The organism is Frankia sp. CcWB2 (assembly GCF_977927585.1).
This window is the reverse complement of sequence record NZ_CDWRCM010000008.1, coordinates 1-20,136: the sequence shown is the minus strand read 5'-3', so window position 1 is coordinate 20,136 and position 20,136 is coordinate 1. Positions and strand designations below refer to the sequence as shown.

16 protein-coding genes are annotated in these 20,136 nt (G+C 70.9%); 3 read left to right on the top strand and 13 right to left on the bottom strand.

Features of this window, described 5'->3' with window-relative positions; genetic code table 11:
- Positions 1-4 precede the first annotated feature (4 nt).
- On the top strand, positions 5-1,039 hold the full coding sequence (locus ACY45C_RS02080; RefSeq protein ID WP_462185977.1) for a phytoene/squalene synthase family protein: 1,035 nt from the start codon (positions 5-7) through the stop codon (positions 1,037-1,039).
- Here ACY45C_RS02080 and serS read toward each other — a convergent pair.
- Positions 1,012-2,274 carry a serine--tRNA ligase gene (gene serS, locus ACY45C_RS02075; RefSeq protein ID WP_462185976.1) on the bottom strand — a complete coding sequence of 421 codons (1,263 nt, stop codon included), beginning with the start codon at positions 2,272-2,274 and terminating at the stop codon, positions 1,012-1,014. The two genes, ACY45C_RS02080 and serS, sit on opposite strands and share 28 nt — an antisense overlap.
- 237 nt (positions 2,275-2,511) lie before the next feature.
- On the opposite strand from serS, the gene ACY45C_RS02070 reads away from it, so the two are divergent.
- Complete coding sequence (locus tag ACY45C_RS02070) at positions 2,512-3,390, top strand: peptidylprolyl isomerase (RefSeq protein WP_462185975.1); 879 nt, start codon at positions 2,512-2,514, stop codon at positions 3,388-3,390.
- An 8-nt stretch (positions 3,391-3,398) separates the two neighbouring features.
- Here ACY45C_RS02070 and ACY45C_RS02065 read toward each other — a convergent pair whose 3' ends face one another.
- The gene (locus tag ACY45C_RS02065; RefSeq protein ID WP_462185974.1) at positions 3,399-5,195 is read right to left on the bottom strand and encodes a DEAD/DEAH box helicase; all 1,797 of its coding nucleotides are present in this window, start codon (positions 5,193-5,195) and stop codon (positions 3,399-3,401) included.
- Positions 5,196-5,367: 172 nt separating this feature from the next.
- Here ACY45C_RS02065 and ACY45C_RS02060 point away from each other — a divergent pair, with 172 nt between their 5' ends.
- Positions 5,368-6,876: a helix-turn-helix domain-containing protein gene (locus ACY45C_RS02060; RefSeq protein ID WP_462185973.1), complete on the top strand. Its 1,509-nt coding sequence runs from the start codon at positions 5,368-5,370 to the stop codon at positions 6,874-6,876.
- Here the strand turns inward: ACY45C_RS02060 and cutA are convergent.
- From cutA to ACY45C_RS02005, 11 genes are all read right to left on the bottom strand, one after another.
- Positions 6,869-7,195: a divalent-cation tolerance protein CutA gene (gene cutA, locus ACY45C_RS02055; protein ID WP_462185994.1), complete on the bottom strand. Its 327-nt coding sequence runs from the start codon at positions 7,193-7,195 to the stop codon at positions 6,869-6,871. The two genes, ACY45C_RS02060 and cutA, sit on opposite strands and share 8 nt — an antisense overlap.
- Before the next feature lie 362 nt (positions 7,196-7,557).
- Positions 7,558-9,810, bottom strand: coding sequence for a RelA/SpoT family protein (locus tag ACY45C_RS02050; RefSeq protein ID WP_462185972.1), 2,253 nt, complete (start codon positions 9,808-9,810; stop codon positions 7,558-7,560).
- A gap of 22 nt (positions 9,811-9,832) precedes the next feature.
- A complete protein-coding gene (locus ACY45C_RS02045) occupies positions 9,833-12,421 on the bottom strand; it encodes a RelA/SpoT family protein (protein ID WP_462185971.1) in 2,589 nt (862 codons plus the stop codon).
- Between the two features lie 82 nt (positions 12,422-12,503).
- The gene (locus ACY45C_RS02040) at positions 12,504-13,070 is read right to left on the bottom strand and encodes an adenine phosphoribosyltransferase (protein WP_462185970.1); all 567 of its coding nucleotides are present in this window, start codon (positions 13,068-13,070) and stop codon (positions 12,504-12,506) included.
- Positions 13,071-13,175: 105 nt separating this feature from the next.
- Positions 13,176-14,411, bottom strand: coding sequence for a protein translocase subunit SecF (gene secF, locus ACY45C_RS02035; RefSeq protein ID WP_462185969.1), 1,236 nt, complete (start codon positions 14,409-14,411; stop codon positions 13,176-13,178).
- 1 nt (position 14,412) lies between these two features.
- A complete protein-coding gene (secD, locus tag ACY45C_RS02030) occupies positions 14,413-16,230 on the bottom strand; it encodes a protein translocase subunit SecD (RefSeq protein ID WP_462185968.1) in 1,818 nt (605 codons plus the stop codon).
- Between the two features lie 147 nt (positions 16,231-16,377).
- Positions 16,378-16,854, bottom strand: coding sequence for a preprotein translocase subunit YajC (gene yajC, locus ACY45C_RS02025; RefSeq protein ID WP_462185967.1), 477 nt, complete (start codon positions 16,852-16,854; stop codon positions 16,378-16,380).
- A 185-nt stretch (positions 16,855-17,039) separates the two neighbouring features.
- The gene (ruvB, locus tag ACY45C_RS02020) at positions 17,040-18,086 is read right to left on the bottom strand and encodes a Holliday junction branch migration DNA helicase RuvB (protein ID WP_462185966.1); all 1,047 of its coding nucleotides are present in this window, start codon (positions 18,084-18,086) and stop codon (positions 17,040-17,042) included.
- Between the two features lie 129 nt (positions 18,087-18,215).
- Positions 18,216-18,965 (bottom strand): Holliday junction branch migration protein RuvA, encoded by a 750-nt coding sequence (gene ruvA / locus ACY45C_RS02015; RefSeq protein ID WP_462185965.1) that lies wholly within the window; start codon positions 18,963-18,965, stop codon positions 18,216-18,218.
- Positions 18,965-19,480: a crossover junction endodeoxyribonuclease RuvC gene (gene ruvC / locus ACY45C_RS02010; RefSeq protein ID WP_462185993.1), complete on the bottom strand. Its 516-nt coding sequence runs from the start codon at positions 19,478-19,480 to the stop codon at positions 18,965-18,967. The genes ruvA and ruvC overlap by 1 nt, the downstream gene beginning before the upstream one ends.
- 103 nt (positions 19,481-19,583) lie before the next feature.
- A partial coding sequence (locus ACY45C_RS02005) for a YebC/PmpR family DNA-binding transcriptional regulator (RefSeq protein WP_462185964.1) occupies positions 19,584-20,136 on the bottom strand: 553 nt, incomplete at its 5' end.

Here is a 20,136-nt window from a genome sequence, read left to right as displayed (position 1 = left end):
CTGGGTGGCTACGCTGACTAACGTGGGTCAGCTCGACGCGGCCGGAATCATCGATCCTCGACTACGTTCCTCCTACGCGCGGGCCCGGGCGCTCAATGCCGCCCACGGCCGCATGTACTACCTGGCCACCCTGCTGCTGCCAGGGTGGAAGCGGCCCCACGTCCACGCGCTGTACGGCTTCGCCCGCTACGCGGACGAGATCGTCGACGATCTCGACTCCACGCTGACCGAGGCCGAGCGGGCGCGCTGGCTGCACGAGTGGGGCGGCCGGTTCCTCGCGGCACTGCGGGCGGGGACACCCGCCGTCGACGCCGACGCTGAGATCGTCGGCGCCGAGATCGTCGGCGCCGGGAGGGACCGGCACCGCGCGGAGGTCTCGGTGCTGCCTGCGGTGGTCGACACCATTCACCGCTTCAAGCTCGATCCGGACCATTTCGCGGCGTTCCTAGCCTCGATGGCGATGGACCTCACCGTGACGGAGTACGCGACCTGGGACGAGCTGACCGTCTACATGCACGGATCGGCCGCGGTGATCGGCCTGCAGATGGTGCCGATCCTCGAGCCGGTGGACGACAGCGCCCTGCCCTATGCCCGCGACCTGGGGATGGCCTTCCAGCTCGCCAACTTCATCCGCGACGTCGGCGAGGATCTGCGGCGCGGCCGCGTCTATCTGCCCCGGACCTCGCTGGACCTGTTCGGGGTCACCCGGGAGCAGCTGGCCGCCGGCATCGTCGACGGGCCGGTCCGCCGGCTGCTGGCCTTCGAGATCAGCCGGGCGCGGGAGCTGTTCCGCGCCGCCGAGCCCGGCATCCGCCTGCTGCACCCAACCTCACGCGACTGCCTGCGGACGGCATTCGTCCTCTACCGGGGCATCCTCGACGAGGTCGAGCGCGCCGACTACCGGGTGCTCGAACGCCGCGTGTCAGTCGGGCTCCCGCGCCGGCTGGCGGTCGCCGGGCCCGCCCTGGTCCGGGCCGCCCGGGCGCGTCGCGGCCACGGCCACGGGATGCCTCAGATCAGCTCACGGCCCCCCAGGTAGGGCCGCAGCGCCTCGGGAACGCGCACCTCGCCGTCGGCGGTCTGGAAGTTCTCCAGCAACGCCGCCAGCAGCCGTGGGGTCGCCACGGCGGTGTTGTTGAGCGTGTGCGCGAAACGCACGGTGCCGTCGGTGTCGCGGTAGCGCAGGTTCGCCCGGCGCGCCTGCCAGTCGTGCAGCGTCGAGCAGCTGTGCGTCTCGCGGAATCGGCCGAGCGAGGGGAACCAGGTGTTGATGTCGTTCATCCGGAACTTGCCGACGCCCATGTCCCCGGTGGCGCATTCGACGACCTCGTAACACAGTCCGAGGTCGGACAGGATCCGCTCGGCGGTGGCCAGCAACTCGGCATGCCAGCGGGCCGACTCGGCCTCGTCGGCGGCGCACAGCACGAACTGTTCGACCTTCTCGAACTGGTGGACGCGCAGCAGACCGCGGACGTCCCGGCTGGCGCTGCCGATCTCCCGGCGAAAGCACGGCGAGATGCCGGCGTAGCGGATCGGCAGGCGGCCCACATCGAGAATCTCCCCGGCATGCAGGCCGACAAGGGCCACCTCGGCAGTCCCCGCCAGGTAAAGCCCGTCAGCGGGGATCGCGTAGATCTCCTCGCGGGCCTTGGGTAGCATCCCGGTGCCGACGAGCGGCTCCTCCCGGACCAGGGCGGGCACCGACACAGGGATGAAGCCCAGCCCGCGCAGCAGGTCGAGCGCATAGGAATGCACCGCGCGCTCCAGCATGACCATGTCACCGACGAGGGCGTACGCCCGCTCCCCCGCGACCCGCCGGGCCCGGGCGAACTCCGCCCACCCTCGTTTCTCGGCCAGTGCCGTGTGGTCGAGCGGGGTGAAGTCGAACTCCGGCGGCTCGCCGACGGTCCGCAACACCACGTTGGCCGACTCATCGGCTCCCACCGGCGCACCCGGCCACGGGATGCCCGGCACCAGCAGCATCAGCTCGGACAGCCGGGCCCCGGTCCGGGCCAGCTGCTCGCGCAGGTCCTTCAGCTGGCGGTCGAACGCCTCGTGCTCGGCCCGCAGCTCGGCCCGCCGGGCCGCGTCGGCCCCGGCGAACTGCTTCGCGAAGCTCTTGCGCCGAGCCTGCGCCTCGTCCACCTCGAACTGCAGTTTGCGATTGTCCCGGTCGAGCTGTAGCAGTTCATCGACATCCAGATCAATGCCTTTGGCCGCGACCGCGTCTTTCACGGCCTGCGGATTCTCCCGGATAAAGCGCTTATCGAGCATGGAATCGCGTCAGCCTCTGATCGGTACCGCATTGTGCTTTGCGGTAACGCTACCAGCCGTCCGGCCCGCTCACCGGTCCGCTCCCGGCCCGGTAGGCACCCGCCCCGGCAGGCACCATGCGGGGCGATCCGCCGCTCACCGGTTACGGTGCACAGACCACGCCAGAACCAGACCGCACCAGAACCAGACCATGCCAGAAGCAGCAGACCACATCAGAAGCGAGGGAGGCCGGCGACGGTGGCCAGTTCGAGGGAGCGACGTCAACGCGAGCTCGCCGAGGCCCGGGCGGCCCGACAGACGGAGCGGCGCCGGCTCGCCCATCGCCGCCGTCAGCAGCGGCTCGCGGTCGTCTCCGGATTCATCGCGATCGTCGTCGCGGCGTCGACGATCGCCGCGATCCTGCTCACCGGCAAGGACGACCACCCCGACGTGGCCGCCGCCGGTGTCACGACCACACCCACCGCGACCGCACCCACCGCGACCGAGCCAACACAATCGGCCGCCCCCCGGCAGACCAGCAGGGTCGGGCAGTGCACCTACACCTCCAACGGGGAGACCCCGGCCCGCGGCGCCACCCTGCCGGCGGCCGCGGCCACCATCGACACGTCCCCGGCGACAATGGTGATCACCACCGGCGCCGGCACCATCACGGCCGCCTTGGACGCTCAGAAGGCACCATGCACGGTGCACACCCTGCGCACGCTCGCCGGCGCCAGGTACTTCGACGGCACCGCGTGCCACCGCCAGACCGGAGGCGCCGACGCGGGCATCTCGGTCCTGCAGTGCGGCGACCCCACCGGCACCGGCAACGGCAGCCCGGGGTACGGGTACGCCAACGAGAACACCCAGGGCGTGACCTACGACCGAGGCGTGCTGGCGATGGCGCACAGCCAACTGCCGGACAGCAACGGCAGTCAGTTCTTCATCAACTACCAGAACCCGACCCCGCAGGGCGCGGCGGCGCTCGCCGGCAATTACACCGTCTTCGGGAAGATCACCAAGGGACTCGACGTGCTCGACAAGCTCACCGGGCCCGGCGTCGAGGGCGGCGGCTCCGACGGTGCCCCGGCGAGCAAGCCGAAGATTCTTTCGATCACGATCGCCCAGGGCGGCTGACCCGCCGGTCAACCGGCCCAGCGGCGGATGGTGTCGATGCGGGCCTGGAGCTGCGCAGCGGTGGCCTGGCCGCTCGGCGGGCCGCCACAGGTCCGGCGCAGCTCGGCGTGGATCATCCCATGGGGCTTGCCCGTGCGGTGGAAGTGTGCGCCGACAAGCCGGTTCAGCTCCTTGCGCAGCTCGCCGATCACCTCGTGTACGGGCCGGGTAGCCGCCTCGGCCGCCGGCTGCACGCCCTCGCGGGCCGGCGGGACGGCCGGGACCGAATCGTCGGCACGGGCGGCGGCACGGCGCGTGGCGGCCTGCTGGGCAGCCTCCCGCTGGCGCAGCAGGACCGCGACCTGATCGGGCTCCAGCAGGCCCGGCAGGCCCAGAAAGTCCTCCTCCTCGATGGACCCGGGGGCCGCCGGGGTGCCGAACTCGCCGCCATCGAAGATCACTCGGTCGAGATGGGCCGAGGATCCCAACGCCGTGAACAAGGTGTCCGGCTTGTCGGGGGTGTCTTTGCGCCGGTTGGCGTCCCGCAGCGCGTCGTCGTCAAAGGCGTCCGGATCGCACGGGGACTTCTCCAGAGCGTGGTCCCGCTGGACCTCCATCTCGCCGGCTAGCGCCAGCAGGGACGGCACGCTCGGGAGGAAGACCGACGCCGTCTCCCCGTGACCGCGGCCCCGAACGAACCGCCCGACGGCCTGGGCAAAGAACAGCGGGGTCGACGCCGAGGTCGCATAGACCCCGACCGCGAGGCGGGGCACGTCCACGCCCTCACTGACCATCCGTACCGCCACCATCCACCGGTCGGCCGACCGGCGAAAGTCGGCGATCTTGGTCGACGCGGTCGGGTCGTCGGAGAGGATCAGCACGGGCGAGGTGCCGGTGATCCGGGTGAGCAGCACGGCGTAGGCGCGCGCGGCCGCGTGATCCGTGGCGATGACCAGCCCGCCCGCGTCGGGCATGCCGCCGGCCCGCACCTGGGCCAGCCGGGTGTCGGCGGAGGCGAGCACCGCCGGCATCCAGTCCCCGCCCGGATCGAGCGCGGTGCGCCACGCGGCGGCGGTCTGCTCGTTGGTGAGCGGCTCCCCGAGCCGGGCGCTCAGTTCCGCGCCGACACTGGTCCGCCAGGTCATCTCACCCGAGTAGGCAAGGAAGAGCACCGGGCGGACGACCCCGTCGCGCAGCGCCTCGGCATAGCCGTAGGAGGAGTCCGCGATGCTGCGCATCACCCCGTCGGGGCCCGGCAGGTAGGTGACGAAAGGGATCGGGTTGACGTCGGAGCGGAACGGAGTACCAGTCAGCGCGAGGCGCCGCGCGGCCGGAGTGAATGCCTCCCGGATCGCCTCACCCCATGACAGCGCGTCGCCGGCGTGATGGATCTCGTCCAGGACAATCAGAGTGCGGCGCGCGGCGGTCCGGGCGCGGTGCAGGGCCGGATGCGCCGCCACCTGGGCGTAGGTCACGGCGACACCGGTGTAGTCGGAGGATGTCACCCCGGCCGAGTTGCGGAAGTCCGGATCGAGGTCGATACCAACCTCCGCCGCGGCCACGGCCCACTGGCGTTTGAGGTGCTCGGTGGGCGCGACGACGGTGATCCGACTGATCTCGCCGGCAGTGAGAAGGTCGGCGGCCACCTGCAGGGCGAAGGTCGTCTTCCCGGCCCCCGGGGTGGCGACCGCCATGAAGTCCCGGGCGCCCGACGACGACCGTGACCGGTGGGTCTCCAGGGCCGCACGCTGCCACGCGCGCAGCGGTCGGGCTGGGGGAACGGGACGTCGTGGACGAGGGCTTCGGTCGAGGGGGCCGGCTCTCACGCCATCACACTCTAGAAGGCGACACTCGGCGAAGACGCTGGCGGTCGCAGGCGCGTCGGAATGACCACACTTTTGCCGTAGATGGTCCCGAAGGGACCACGCCCGAGCATGACCGTCTTATCTCACAGAGGGTTAAGCTCCTGGAGTCAACCGATTGACTTCGGAGGCTCCGATGCAGCTCACGACCGGTCCTTCGGCAGTTCTCCGCGCACCGGTGGCCTCCGCGCCAGCACCTGAGGTATCCGGTGGCGGCAGGATGCCCAACACCCGCACACCCAACACCCGGCTGCGGCTGAGCCGGGAGGAACGGGGCTGGTCGCAGGAACGGCTCGCCACCGAGATCCGTCGGTTCTCCGTCATCCACGAGGGTCGCGAGGCCGGGGTGACCGGCAACATGATCTGCAAGTGGGAGAAGGGCGACAAGAAACCGAGCCTGCGTTATCAGCGGTTGTTGCGGGCGCTATTCGGCCGGTCGTCGGCGGAGCTCGGTTTCGTGGACGACGAAGCGATTCCCGCCGCCACCGGAGCACCGCTGGGCGGAACCAGTCAGGGTACGGCCGTCGCCGCGTCGATGAACCTTGAACAGGCGGCCTGCGAGACGGGCGCCGCGGGCACACTCGTGCTTCACTCCGGCGCCGACATGATCGACACGAACGGTATGCCCGTGGAACGTCGGGACTTTCTCCGGCTCTTCGCCGCGGCGGGCAGCGTCGCCGTCGTGCCCATGAACGGCGTCACGGACACCCCGCCCTGGGAGCGCCTCTCGGCGGCGCTGCGCCGCCGTAGCACGGTGACCCCGGAGCTCGCCGACGAGCTGGGCCAGCTCACCGCGGGGCTGTACGGCCTGGAGGAGCGCGTTCCCGCCCGGATCCTGATACAGCGAGTCACCGGGCATCTGAGCAGGCTCAGTCAGCTGCTGGAGACCATGAGCCGGTCCCCGGTGCGCCGTGAGCTGACCTCCACCGCCGGGGAGACGGCGGCGCTCGCCGGATGGCTCTCGTTCGACATGAACGACCTGCCCGCGGCCGTCGCCTACTACCGGGTGGCCATCGAGGCCGCCCGCGAGGCCGACGACAACGCCCTGTGGGCCTGCGTGCTCGGTTACGAGAGCTACCAGACCGCCAGCCGTGGCCGCCACGACCAGGCCTGCGCGCTGCTCGGTGAGGCCCAGCGACGGGCCGCCACGGGCAGCACGGTGATGACCAGGGCCTGGCTGGCTGCCCGGGAGGCTGAGGAGCAGGCCGCCCGCGGCGAGGGCCGGGCGGCGCTGGCCGCCCTCGACCGTGCCCAGGATGCCTTCGACCGGGGTGAGAGCAACGGGGACCGGGTCTGGACGCAGTTCTTCGACCGGGGCCGGCTCGATGGCCTGAAGGTCACCACCTACACGCGGCTACGGCGACCCGCCGCGGCCTACGCCGCGGCCACCGAGGCACTGCGGGCGGCCGCTCCCGGTGCGACGAAGAAGCGGTCGTTACTGATGAGCGACATCGCGGAGGTGCACATCCAGCGGCGGGAGATCGAGGCGGCCTGCCACTTCGCGGCCGAGTCCCTCGCGATCGTGGCCCAGACGGACTTCTCGCTGGGCCTGGCCCGTATCCGCCGCGCCCGGGAGCACCTGCGGCCCTGGCAGCACACCCAGGCCGTGCGCGAGTTCGACGAGCAGCTGCGGGCACTCACCTGACGGTGGGTGCCGTCTCGGCGCTGATCCAGCCCAGATAGTCGGCATGGCCGGCGACGATCGGCGTCGCAATGATCTCGGGATTTTCGTAGGGGTGGAGGACCACGAGCCGCTCATGTAGCTCGTCGAATCGTTCGGTGGTCGTTTTCGCCAGACAGAGCCATTCCTCGGCCTGCTCGATCTGGCCCTTCCAGCGGTAGGTGCTGCTCATCGGCCCGATCACCTGGAAACAGGCGACCAGACGCGCCTCCACCAGGAGCCTGCCGATACGGTCAGCGATTTCCCGGGAGTCGATACTCACGATGACCTGAAGGTAACCCACGCGCACTCCCATCTCTAAAACGATGGATACGCAAGATACCCTACATCGATCAGTGGCGGTAGCCGTTGAATTTACGGTGTCCGGTAGGATCGTCCGTATTCTCCGCGTGACGTTCCACCCGGATCCACCCGGAATGGGCGGTTCAGTCGCAAGCCGTTTACCGCCGGTTGATCCGGAGGGTACATTCCGGCGCGGAAAGGCCACGCTGGGCGCAAGAGACAACACCCCGCGCCGATCGGAGAAGACCGGCCTGGCCCCGTAACCGTCCTGGTCCCACCCACCGGTTGGTCCTACCGCTGCCGCGGTCCCCCGCCCGGGTCGCTGCCACGCCCGGGTCCGTGCCACCGCCGCCTACGCTGGCTTCACCCGTCCCCGGCGAGCGCGCCGTGAGCCGACGGCCGCTGGGTCTGGCACACGCGGTAGCAGTCGTAGACACCGCCGACGCCGCGCACGGCGCCGAGCACCTTGTCCAATTGCTCCGGCCCGGTGACCTCGATCGTGAAACGCGCATGCGCGACCCGATCATCGGATGTGGTCGTCGAGGCCGCGCGGACGGACGCCGAGATCTCCGAGAGCACCTCGGTGATGTCCGCGAGCAGCCCGTAGCGGTCGAACGCCTCGACGGCGATCTCCGCAGAAAAGATCTGCGCCTGCGGTGCCGACCAGGTCACCACCGCGACGCGCTCGCGGTCCGACCCCGCCTCGGTGGCGTTCATGCACTCCCGGCGGTGCAGAGACACGGTGCTGCCGTGCGTCGCGAAGCCGACGACCACGTCTCCGGGCAGCGGAAGACAACATCGCGCCAGCCTCGCCGGCGCCCGACCACCCACCCCGTCGTCCGCCACGGCCGCGAGGCTGGGCACCCCGCGCCGGGCGATCGGACGGGCCGGCGACGGCAGGCCCGACGAGACGCCGTCCGCGCCGCCGGCGCCGCCGGCGGTCCGCGCCCCGCCGCCGTTCCCGGACCGAGTGGTCGTGACGCCCGGCTCGGCCACCCCGGCCGCGGCGTCCCTGCGCTGCCGGGCCAGCCGGCGCCGGATACGTACCCGGGCCCGGGAGGTCCTGACGAAGTGCAACCAGTCCTCCGACGGTCCCGCGCCGGGGAGGTTGGACGTCAGGATCTCGACGACGTCGCCGTTGCGCAGCCGGGTATCCAACGGGACGAGCCGACCGTTGACCCGGGCGCCGATCGCCCGGTGCCCGATGTCGGTGTGCACGGCGTAGGCGACATCCACCGGGGAGGACCGGGCCGGCAGCGCGAGCATCCTGCCCTTGGGCGTGAACGCCAGCACCTCGTCGGCGTCCAGGTCCGAGGACAGCGACTCGAGGAACTCGTCCGAGTCGACCTCCTCCTGCCAGTCCAGCAGGCTGTGCAACCAGGACAGGCCCTCCAGGCGGGCGCCGTCCGCGCCGGGCCCGACCGGTCGGGCGACGATCCCGGTCTCGGCCAGCCGGTGCATCGACGGCGTCCTGAGCTGGATGTCGAGGGAGCGGCCGGCGTCGTCGGTCACCGTCGTGTGCAGGGACTGGTACATGTTGAACTTCGGGGTGGCCACGAAGTCGCGCAGCCTGCCGGGCACCGGTCGCCACAGGGCGTGGATGACACCCAGCGCCGCGTAACAGTCCGTCACCTCGTCGACGAGCACGAGAACGCGGACGAGGTCGGTGTAGTCCTGGACGGGCCGGTTGCGCTCCTGAGCCCGCTTGTAGATCGAGAACAGGTGGCTGACCCGGATGGAGACGGCGCCGTCGATGCGAGCCCCCACGAGCCCGGCTCGCAACCGTGTCACCAGCGCCGCGACGGTTCCGGCCGCGCGCTCAGCGGCGGTGAACTCATCCACCGTGGCGGCGATCCGGGCGTGCTCGGCGGGATGGAGCACGGCGAACGCCCGGTCCTCCAGCTCCCGCTTGATCACGCTGACGCCGAGCCGGTGGGCCAGCGGGGCCAGGACCTCAAGCGTGACCCGGGAGATCTTCACCTGTTTGGGGGGGGACATGAAAGCGAGCGTGCGCATGTTGTGCAGCCGGTCCGCAATCTTGATGACCAGTACCCGGTAGTCCCGGGCCAGGGCCACGATCAGCTTGCGCAGCGTCTCGGCCTCCGCGGCCTCCCCGAACCGCATCTTGTCCAGCTTGGTGACACCGTCGACGAGGTTGGCCACCTCCGCACCGAACTCCTGGGTAACGGAGTCGAGGGTGTACCCGGTGTCCTCGACCGTGTCATGCAGCAGGGCGGCGATCAGGGTGGTCGTGTCCACCCCCAGCTCCGCGAGGACCTCGGTGACGGCGAGGGGATGGCTGATGTACGGATCCCCGCTGCGCCGCATCTGACCGGCGTGCAGCCGCTCGGCGATGCCGTAGGCGTGCACCAGCAGGCCGATGTCGGCACGCGGATGATAGTCGCGATGCGCCTCGACGATGTCACGCAGCTCCGGCGGCACCTGGGACATCCGCGGTGTCGCCATCCGCCGGGCCAGGTGGGCGAGACGCACGCTCGCCTGCCGGGCCGCCGACAGGGCCCGGGAGGCCTCGTCGGCGCCGCCGTCGGCCCGGGACAGCGCGGGGGTCAGACCGCCGCCGGCCGGCAGACCCGCACCCACGGTCTCAGCATCCACGGCGCCCCCCTGATTCGACCCGTTAGACCTGTACGCCCGAGGTAACGCGGAAACAGCCGTACACACCCTCGATAGCACGCACCGCACTCAGGATGTGCCTGAGATGTTTGGTGTCTCCCATCTCGAACGTGAAGCGGCTGACCGCCACCTGATCCCGCGTGGTGGCCACCGACGCCGACAGGATGTTCACGTGCCGGTCGGACAGTACCCGGGTGACATCCGAGAGTAGTTTGGTACGGTCCATCGCCTCGACCTGGATCACGACGAGGAACACCGAGCCCGACGACGGCGCCCACTCGACCTGGACCGTGCGGTCGTGCGGCCCGCCACGCAGCCCCGACAGGTTGGAGCAGTCCGTCCGGTGGACCGACACGCCCTTGCCCCGGGTGACGAAACCGGCAATCTCGTCGCCGGGCATGGGCGTACAGCAGCGAGCGAGCTTCGTCCACACGTCGGGAGCACCGGTGACGAGCACCCCCGGCTCCCCGGTCGAGCGGCGCAGCGTGCGGATCGGCAGCTCGGTCTCACCCGCGTCCTCCTCGGCCCCCTCCGGGCCGCCGAGGGCCACGAGCAGCCGCGAGACCACCAACTGGGCGCTGACGTGGTTCTCCCCCACGGCCGCGTAGAGGGCGGCCACGTCGGCGTAGCGCAGGTCCTTGGCCAGGTTCAGCAGGGCGTCCCCGCTCATCAGGCGGGACAGCGGCAGGCCGTGGCGGCGCATCGCGCGGCCGATCGCGTCGCGGCCGGCGACGATCGCATCCTCCCGGCGCTCACGGGCGTGCCACTGGCGGATCTTCGTCCTGGCCCGCGACGAACGGACGAACATCAACCAGTCCCCACTCGGGCCGGCCGAATGGGCCCGCGAGGTGAAGATCTCGACCGTGTCGCCATTGTCCAGCGGGGTGTCCAGGGCTGCGAGACGGCCGTTGATCCGGGCCCCGACGCACTGGTGACCGATGTCGGTGTGCACCGCGTAGGCGAAGTCCACCGACGTCGACCCGGCGGGTAGCGGGATGACGTCGCCCTTGGGGGTGAAGACGAAAACCTCGTCGGTCTCGGCGGCGAACCGCAGGCTGTCGAGGAACTCTCCCGGGTCCGCGGTCTCCCGCTGCCAGTCGAGCACCTGACGCAGCCAGGTCATGAGGTCCGCGTCGGGTCCGCCCTTGCGCCGACCGGCCCGCCCGCCCTCCGGGGTCCCCGCCGAGGGCCGGGCCGCAACCCCGTCCTCCTTGTACTTCCAGTGCGCGGCGATGCCGTACTCGGCCCGGTTGTGCATTGCGTGCGTGCGGATCTGCAGCTCGACCGGTTTGCCCTCGGGACCGATGACCGTCGTGTGCAACGACTGGTACATGTTGAACTTAGGCATCGCGATGTAGTCCTTGAACCGGCCGGGAATCGGCTTCCAGGTCGCGTGCACGGTGCCCAGCGTGGCATAGCAGTCCCGGACCGAGTCGACCAGGACGCGGATGCCGACCAGATCATAGATGTCGTCGAAGGAACGGCCGCGCACCACCATCTTCTGGTAGATCGAATAATAATGCTTCGGCCGCCCGGAGACGACCGCCTTGATCCGCGCGTCCCGCAGGCCGGCCTGCACCTGCCCGATCACCTCGGCCAGATAGACGTCCCGGCTCGGGGCCCGGTCAGCGACCAGCCGGACGATTTCATCGTACCGTTTCGGATACAGCGCAGCGAACGCGAGGTCCTCCAGCTCCCACTTCAACGAGTTCATGCCGAGCCGGTGGGCGAGCGGGGCGTAGACCTCGAGCGTCTCCCCGGCCTTGCGTTCCTGCTTGTGCTCGGGCAGAAAGCGCAGGGTACGCATGTTGTGCAGGCGGTCGGCGAGCTTGACCACCAGCGCGCGTGGGTCGCGGGCCATCGCGACGACCATCCGGCGGATGGTCTCCGCCTGGGCCGCCTCGCCGACCTTGACCCGGTTGAGCTTGCTGACCGCGTCGACGATGAGCGCGATATGGTCACCGAAGGTGTCCCGGATTGTGTCGACGGTGAGCGTCGTCTCCTCGACGGTGTCGTGCAGCAACGCCGCGGACAGCGTCGCGGTGTCCATCCCCAGATCGGCGAGAATGCTCGCGACCGCGATCGGATGAGTGATGTACGGGTGGCCGGAGAAGCGCACCTGGCCGGCGTGCGCCGCGTCGGCGACCTCGAACGCCTGCTGCACCTGGGCGATGTCGGCGCGCGGGTGGTTCGCGAGCAGCCCGCGCAGCACCGGATCGAGAGCCGAGGGAGGCGTCGCCCGGTGCGTCGAAAAGCGGGAGAGCCGCCCGCGCACCCGACGCGGCAGCGGCGGCGACTCGTGCCCCAACCGGGGGACGACCGGGGAACCGTCCTCGGGACGCCGTCCCAGGCCGACCGCGGTGACCAGCTCGGACCCCCCCGGGGATCCACCTGGTGACTCCTCCCCGCGGACATCGCCACCATCCGCGGCCGGCGGCTGTGCCGGCCCGTGGGCTGCCGGCCCGTGGGCTGCCGGCTCACGCGCCGCCGATCCGGCGGTGGCCCGTGCGGCATCGCCCACCGGCCGGGGCTCCCGGAAGGGAGTGACGGCGGGCGGCGGAACTCCGGTGGTCACCGGCGCTGCCTCGGGCACGAACCGCTCCTGCGTAAGGACTAGACACCGAGCCTAACGCCGCACTGGTCAGAAGCCTTCCGCGGACCTCGCCCAGGCAAGATCAAATCGCCAGAAGGGAGACGACATCGAGCGGCGCAACCCGATCACGGCCCGGTAGGAAGGACAGCTCCATGAGGACCGCCAGCCCCACGACCTCCCCGCCGCCAGCCGCGAGCAGGCTGTGGGCGGCGGCCGCGGTGCCACCGGTGGCCAGCACGTCGTCGACGAGCAGGATCCGGTCGCCGTCGTGCACTGCGTCGGCGTGGATCTCGATCGTGGCGGCGCCGTACTCCAGGTCGTAGGACGCGCTTCGGGTCGGCCCCGGCAGCTTGCCCTGCTTGCGGATCGGCACGAGGCCGGCGCCCAGCCGGTCCGCGACCGGCGCGGCTAGCAGGAAGCCCCGCGCCTCGATGCCGGCGATCGTGGTGGCCCCCAGCGCCCGGGCCGCGTCCGCCAGTGCACCGATGACCACCCCGAACGCGGTCGGCGTCGCGAGCAGCGGGGTGATGTCCTTGAACACGACCCCCGGCTGCGGCCAGTCGGGAATGTCGCGGATGTGGCCACGCAGGACCTCGGCGACCGCGTCGTGCGCGGCGGATCGCTGCGGTGCGTCGTCGATGCTCGTCATCGTGCCGCTTCTCCCACCTTCAAGGTCGTCCGGACTTCAGGGGCATCCGGAGATCTGCCGCCACACGATCGGGGCCGCCCGGATCCGCGCGGCCGGTGACCTGGCTCATCGGCGTTTCTTACCGCTCGGCCGTCCGCGCCGGCCGGGTTTGCGCCCCGCGGCGCGCCGGGCGGGGGGCGCGCCCGACGGTCGTCGGGCGGCACCGCCCAGGTTCGCCCCGGCCGGAACCGGTTCACACGCGCCGGAGGCGGGTCGTCCTACGGCCTGCTCGGCCCGCTCGTCGGGGACAGGACCGTCCTCACCCCAGCCGGCCGGATCGACCGCCGCGCCGGCGGAAACTGCCGTGCCCGGCGCACCCGCGGCTGCCCGGACCCGCCTGGCGCGCTCGCGGGCGACCCGCGCGTCCAGCGCCCGCACGGCGGGGTCGCCGCGTTTGAGGTCGACGAGCAGCGGCGTGGCAAAGAACAGGGAGGAATATGTACCGGAGGCGATACCGACGAACTGGGCGAGCGCGAGGTCCTTCAGCGTGCCGGCACCGAGCAGACCGGCGCCGACGAAGAGGAGGGAGGCGACCGGGATGATGGCGATGAGCGAGGTGTTCAGCGAACGCACCAACGTCTCGTTGAGCGCGTCGTTCGTCGCCTCCGCGTAGGTCCGCCGCGTCGACGTGCCCATGCCCGCGGTGTTCTCCCGCACCCGGTCGAACACCACCACCGTGTCGTATAGAGAGAATCCGAGGATCGTCAGCACGGCGATGACCGTCGACGGCGTCACCTCGAAACCCACCAGCGAGTAGACACCCATGGTGACGACGAGGTCATGAACGAGAGCGGCTATCGCCGCGAGCGCCATCCTCCACTCGAACCGCACCGAGAGGTAGATCACGACGAGCACGAGGAAGACGACCAGGCCCTGAAGGGCCTTGTTTGTGATCGTCGATCCCCAGGACGAGCCGACGGTCGACACGGCGATGTCGCGGTCCGGGTCCGACACCGAGAATCGCTTGGCCAACGCGCCGGTCAGCTCACGGGTCTGGGCGTCGGAGAGGGTCGGCGTCTGGATCCGGAACTGGTGGGAGGTCTCCAACTGCTGGACCACGCTGTCCGCCGGGTCGAGCCCAATGCCGGACAGCGTGTCCTCGACCTGCGCGACGGTACCGCCACTGCTGGGTAGCTGGAAGACCGCGCCACCGGAGAATTCGATACCGAAGGTGAAGCCACGGAAGATCATGCTGATGATGCAGACGGTGACCACGACGCCGGAGACGGCATACCAGGCCTTGCGCCGGCCGACGAAGTCGACGTTGAAGTCGCTGCGGTAGATCCGCCCGACCAGTGCCATCTCAGCTCTCCCGCCTCTGCCCGGCCGGCGCCGGCCGCTTGGCCAGCCGCGCCCGGGTGGGAGCGGCCGGCGCCACGCCACCACCACGCCCGCCGAGGGTTTTCGGGCTCAGGCCCGAGTACCGGCTGGCCGAGAACAGTCGGCGCCGCACCAGCAATGTCACCAACGGCCGGGTGAAGATAAACATGATCACGACATCGCTCAACGTCGACAGCCCGAGCGTAAAGGCGAAGCCGCGCACCGAGCCGATCGACAGGATGTAGAGGACCGCGGCGGCCAGGAAGGAAACCGTGTCCGCGGAGAGCATCGTGCGCCGCGCGGCGGGCCAGGCACGATCCGTGGCCGCCCGGACCGTGCGGCCGGCCCGGACCTCGTCTTTGATCCGTTCGAAGTAGACCACGAACGAGTCCGCCGTGACACCGATCGACACGATCAGACCGGCGATGCCCGCCAGGGTCAGCGTGAACCCGATCGCCACGCCGAGCAGCACCACCGAGGCGTAGATCAGCAGACCGCTGACGGCGAGGGAGGTGATCACGACGATGCCCAGCGCCCGGTAGTACAGGAAGGAGTAGGCGATGACGAGAACGAGTCCGATGGCGCCGGCGAGCAGTCCGCCGTGCAGCGAGTCACGGCCGAGGGTCGGCGAGATGGACTCGGCCTGGGATCGCTCGAAGGCCAGGGGAAGGGCACCGTAGCGCAGCACGTTGGCGAGGTCCTCGGCTTCGGACTGGCTGAAGCCGCCGGAGATCTGGGCCGATCCGGGGATGCGCTCGTTGGTCTGCGGCGCGGACTGCACCACCCCGTCGAGCACGATCGCGACCTGCTTGCCGATCGTGCTCTCGGTCAGCTTGGTGAACTTGTTCTGGCCCGAACCGGTGAACTCGACGTTCACGACCCACTGCCCGGTGGTGACGCCCGTGGTCCCGCCGCCGCCCTGCAGGCCCGCGGAGGCGGTCTTCACATCCGTCCCGACCACCGTGGCCGGCTTGAGCAGGTACTTCGTCGTCCCGGTCCGGTCACAGGCGGCGGTCCAGTCCTGCGGGTGGTCGGTGCTGACCGAGGCCTTGCGGACGTCGGCCGCTGCGCACGTCAGCGACTCGTAGCGAGCGAACACGTCGGCGGGCGGGCTGTCCCCGGCCGGCGCGGTCGACCCGGTCGCCGCCGGCGCGGGGGCGGCCGAAGCCACCGGAGAAGCCGAGGCCGCGCTCACCGCGGGCGTGCCCGCGGCGGCCAGCGACAGCGGCTGGGCGATCAGGCCGCGGCCCGTGCCGTCACCGAGTGCGGCCGGTTTGTTCGACGCAGCGGGTGCCTGGGATGATGGCGCGATGCTCGGCGTGCTCTGGCTGGCCGTCGGGGCCGACTGGCCCGTCGCGCCCGGTGTGGGTGCGGGGACCGCCCCAGTGGGGGTGGGGATGGGCCCCGGGGTGGCCTGGCCGGACGTGGCGACCTCACGGAAACGCAGTTCGGCGGTCTGCCCGACCAGATCCACGACGTCGTTGCGGCCGCGGCCGGGCACCGAGATCTCGATCTGGTTGCCGGTGCGATGAACCTCGGACTCAGCGACGCCCAAGCCGTCAACGCGCTGCCGGATGATGTCGACGGCCTGGTTGACGGCACCGCTGTCGACGTTGTTCCCCTGCGTGGCACGAGGCGTGAGGATGACGCTCGTCCCGCCCTGCAGGTCGAGCCCGAGCCGGGGCTTCCAGTTTCCGGTAGCGGCCATGAGGCCGTAGAGGACGACGATCAGACCGCCGAGGATCCCCAGCCGGGTCCAGACGGAGATTCCCCTGGATACCCGTGCCGAGCCGCGTGCCACCTGCGAGTCCCTTCCTCACGCGCCGGTATGCCGGCGCTCGTTCGTCTCGCCGCTGCCCGGACCGGCGGTGCCCAAAGTATCCGAACGAATGTCACCGAGGGTGCGTTCCGCTCCCCGAACGGTAGTGCTCGGTCAGGTGACCAGCGGTCATAGCTCCTTGCGGGGCGGGTGTGTCGTTTCACCGCCCGTGCCGCCGTCCCCACCGGAGACGCCACCACCGGGAGGCGACGCCTCGGCGCCACCAGGGCCACCAGGGCCGTCGGAACCGTCGTCGTGCGACTGCGGTTCCCCGGAGGACTCCCCGCCGTCCCCGGCTCCGTCGGGCGTACTGATCACCCGGGCGATCGCGCTGCGCGAGAAGCGGCAGACGACATCGGGCGCAACTTCCAGCAGGACGTCACCGTCCTCCAGCTCGACGACCGTGGCGTAGAGACCAGCGGTGGTCGTCACCAGGGTACCGGGAACGATCCGCGACATCTGCTGCTGTTGCGCCTTGGCGCGGCGCCGCTGCATCGAGAAGAAGTAGACGATCACCAGGATGAGGATCAGCGGGAACAGGAGCCCGCTGATCGAACTGCCCCCGTCCTTGTCGGCCGTCACCGAAGCTGCCACGAGTACGTGCACGTCCTGCCCTCCTGATGTGTTGCGGCGATCGTACGTATCGATCGGATGCCCGTGGTGGGCAGGGCGGTTGTGCCCGGCGCGCAGGACCTCCTCCGGCCGGAATGGCCGGTGTTACGGGGACGGCTCACCCAGGACGAACCAATCACCTTCAGTGGCCGCTCCCCGGCCGACCGGCCCTCTCACAGTCATTCTCCCTCGGTAAACAGCGAGACCTGGGTACGGCCGAGCGGATCGGTGACGGGGTCCAGACCGAGGTGCTCGAAGGCGGCGGGGGTGGCCGTCCGGCCCCGGGCGGTACGGATCAGCAGGCCGGCACGCAGCAGGAACGGCTCGGCCACGTCCTCCACCGTCTCCGGTTCCTCCCCGACCGACACGGCGAGCGTGGTGAGCCCGACCGGACCGCCGCCGAACCGGGTGACCAGCGCCTCCAGCACGGCCCGGTCGAGGCGGTCCAGTCCGAGCCCGTCGACGTCGTAGATCCGCAGCGCCGCCTGGGCGATCTCGCGGGTGACCACGCCGTCGGCCCGCACCTCCGCGTAGTCGCGCACCCGGCGCAGCAACCGGTTGGCGATGCGGGGCGTACCACGCGACCGGCCAGCGACCTCGGCGGCTCCCTCGGCGGTGAGGGTGACCCCCAGCAGGCCGGCCGAGCGAGTCAGCACCCGGGCGAGCTCGTCGGCGTCGTAGAAGTCCAGATGGGCGGTGAACCCGAACCGGTCCCGCAGCGGGCCGGTCAGCAGGCCCGACCGAGTCGTGGCCCCGACCAGCGTGAATGGCGACACGTCGAGGGGGATCGCGGTCGCGCCCGGGCCCTTGCCCAGGATGACGTCAACCCGGAAGTCCTCCATCGCGGCGTAGAGCAGTTCCTCGGCTGGCCGGGCGATCCGGTGGATCTCGTCGAGGAACAGGACCTCTCCCGGGGAGAGTGCGGTGAGGATCGCGACGAGGTCCCCGGCGCGTTCGATCGCCGGCCCACTGGTCATCCGCAGCGGAGCCTCGAGCTCCTGCGCCATGATCATCGCAAGGCTGGTCTTACCCAGACCGGGCGGGCCCGACAGCAGGACGTGGTCCGGCGGGCGACCGCGCGCCCGTGCCCCCTCGAGCATGATCGTAAGCTGCTCGCGCACCTTACGCTGGCCGACGAACTCGGCCAGGGTGCGCGGACGCAACCCGGCCTCGAAGGCGCACTCCTCGGGACTCGCCGCGGCGGACACCAGGCCGTCGTCACTCATGTCCCACCTCCGCGTACCCCCGCCCCCCGGCGTACCCCCGCTCCGGCTGACCGCCGCCCCGGCTACCCTCGCCCCGGCTGACCAGCGCCCGACGCGGCCGCGCGCCGCCTGGCGGCGTCATAACGGCCCTCACCTGCGTAGCACGGCGAGGCTCGCGCGCAGCAGTGCCGCGGCGTCGGGCGGGGCGCCGCCGGTTCCCGCGCCGGCCCCGGCCCGGAAACCCGGGGCACCTTCCTTGCCCGGGACGTCTCCCTCGCCCGGGACGGCACGCTCGCCACCCGCAGCGGCGCCCTCGCCGGCGGACGCGGCCAGGACCACGAGCGCCCGCGACACGGCGTCGTCGGCCTCACGACCCGAGTAGCCCAGGCCCACCAGCGCCTCCCGCACGGTCGCCGCGACCCCGACGGCATCGGCCGGCACCGGTTCCGGTTCCGGTCCCGGCGTCGGGCGCGGGCCGGGCAGCGGCGCACCACCACTCGGCGGACCGAGCCGGTCCCGCAGGTCCAGGACGATGCGCTGCGCACCCTTGCGCCCGATACCGGGGACCTTCGTCAGCACCGCGAGATCCTCCTCGGCAACGGCGCGGCGCACCGTGTCGGGATCGTGCACTCCGAGCACGGCCTGGGCGAGCTTGGGCCCGACCCCGGCCGCGCTCTGCAGGATCTCGAAAACGTCGCGCGCATCGGCGTCGGCGAAGCCGTAGAGGGTCAGCTCGGTCTCGCGCACGATCAGGGTGGTGGCGAGGGAGGCGGACTCCCCCACCCGCAGCCGCGACAGCGTCGACGGCGAGCAGTGGACGAGCAGGCCCATCCCGCCGACCTCGATGACGGCGGACAGCGGGGTCAGCGCGGTGACCGTGCCGGCCAACGACGCGATCATCAGGTGGATCCGCCCGGCGCGGCGGAACGGAACCGGGCCAGCGCCGGCCCGCGCCACAGGTGGCAGAGCGCCAACGCGAGGGCGTCCGCCGCATCGGCCGGGCGTGGCGCCTCGGTCAGCCCGAGCAACCTGGTGATCATAAAACTGACCTGCGCCTTGTCCGCCCGGCCGCTGCCGGTCACCGCGGCCTTCACCTCACTGGGCGTGTAGAGACCCACCGGCAGGCCCCGCCGGGCGGCCAGCATGATGGCGACCGCCCCGGCCTGCGCGGTACCCATCACGGTACGCATGTTCGCCTGACTGAAGACCTTCTCAACCGCGACCGCCTCCGGACGGGTGCGATCGAGCCAGGCGTCGATGCCGTCGGACACGGCGCACAACCGTTCGGCGACCTCGGCGGTGGCGGGGGTGCGCACCACCCCCACCTCGACCAGGCGGGCCCGGACACCGAGGCCACCGTCGACGACCCCCAGGCCACACCGGGTCAGCCCGGGATCGACCCCCAGCACCCGCATCCACCCTCCCGACCGCACGTTCACAAGAACATTCGTTCGAATCTAGGGGCGGCGACGCAACCGGACATCCACGACACGCCCAACAGATCGCCTGAGAAGACGATCAGCTGCCGACTAGCTCCATCACGTCGTCGGAGATGTCGGCATTGAACCAGACGTTCTGGACGTCATCGAGATCCTCAACCGCCTCGATGAGCTTGAGGACCTTGGCGGCGGGTTCGGCCTCCAGCGGCACGCTCACGCTCGGCAGCCAGGAGATGTCCGCGGAGGTGACCGCCAGGCCGGCGCCGGTGGCGGCCACCCGCACGGCGTGCAGATCGGTCGCCTCGGAGACCACCTCGAAGGCCTCCCCGACATCGTTGACCTCCTCCGCGCCGGCGTCGAGCACGGCGAGCAGTACGTCGTCCTCGGTGAGGCCGGCGGTCTTCTCGATAAGCACGACACCCTTGCGGTTGAACAGGTACGACACCGACCCCGGGTCGGCCACCGTGCCGCCGTTACGGGTGATCGCCACCCGGACATCCGACGCCGCCCGGTTACGGTTGTCGGTCAGGCACTCCACGAGGATCGCCACCCCGCCCGGGCCGTACGCCTCATAGGTGATGTCCTCGTAGTTCACCCCACCGGCGAGCTCGCCGGAACCCCGCTTGACGGCC

What these genes read in the sequence shown, in the direction of transcription:
- serS (WP_462185976.1), bottom strand. Translation starts at nt 2,274, where the DNA reads ATGCTCGATAAGCGCTTTATCCGGGAGAATCCGCAGGCCGTGAAAGAC.
- ruvA (WP_462185965.1), bottom strand. Translation starts at nt 18,965, where the DNA reads ATGATCGCGTCGTTGGCCGGCACGGTCACCGCGCTGACCCCGCTGTCC.
- secF (WP_462185969.1), bottom strand. Translation starts at nt 14,411, where the DNA reads ATGGCACTGGTCGGGCGGATCTACCGCAGCGACTTCAACGTCGACTTC.
- ruvB (WP_462185966.1), bottom strand. Translation starts at nt 18,086, where the DNA reads ATGAGTGACGACGGCCTGGTGTCCGCCGCGGCGAGTCCCGAGGAGTGC.
- ACY45C_RS02060 (WP_462185973.1), top strand. Translation starts at nt 5,368, where the DNA reads ATGCAGCTCACGACCGGTCCTTCGGCAGTTCTCCGCGCACCGGTGGCC.
- ruvC (WP_462185993.1), bottom strand. Translation starts at nt 19,480, where the DNA reads ATGCGGGTGCTGGGGGTCGATCCCGGGCTGACCCGGTGTGGCCTGGGG.
- ACY45C_RS02040 (WP_462185970.1), bottom strand. Translation starts at nt 13,070, where the DNA reads ATGACGAGCATCGACGACGCACCGCAGCGATCCGCCGCGCACGACGCG.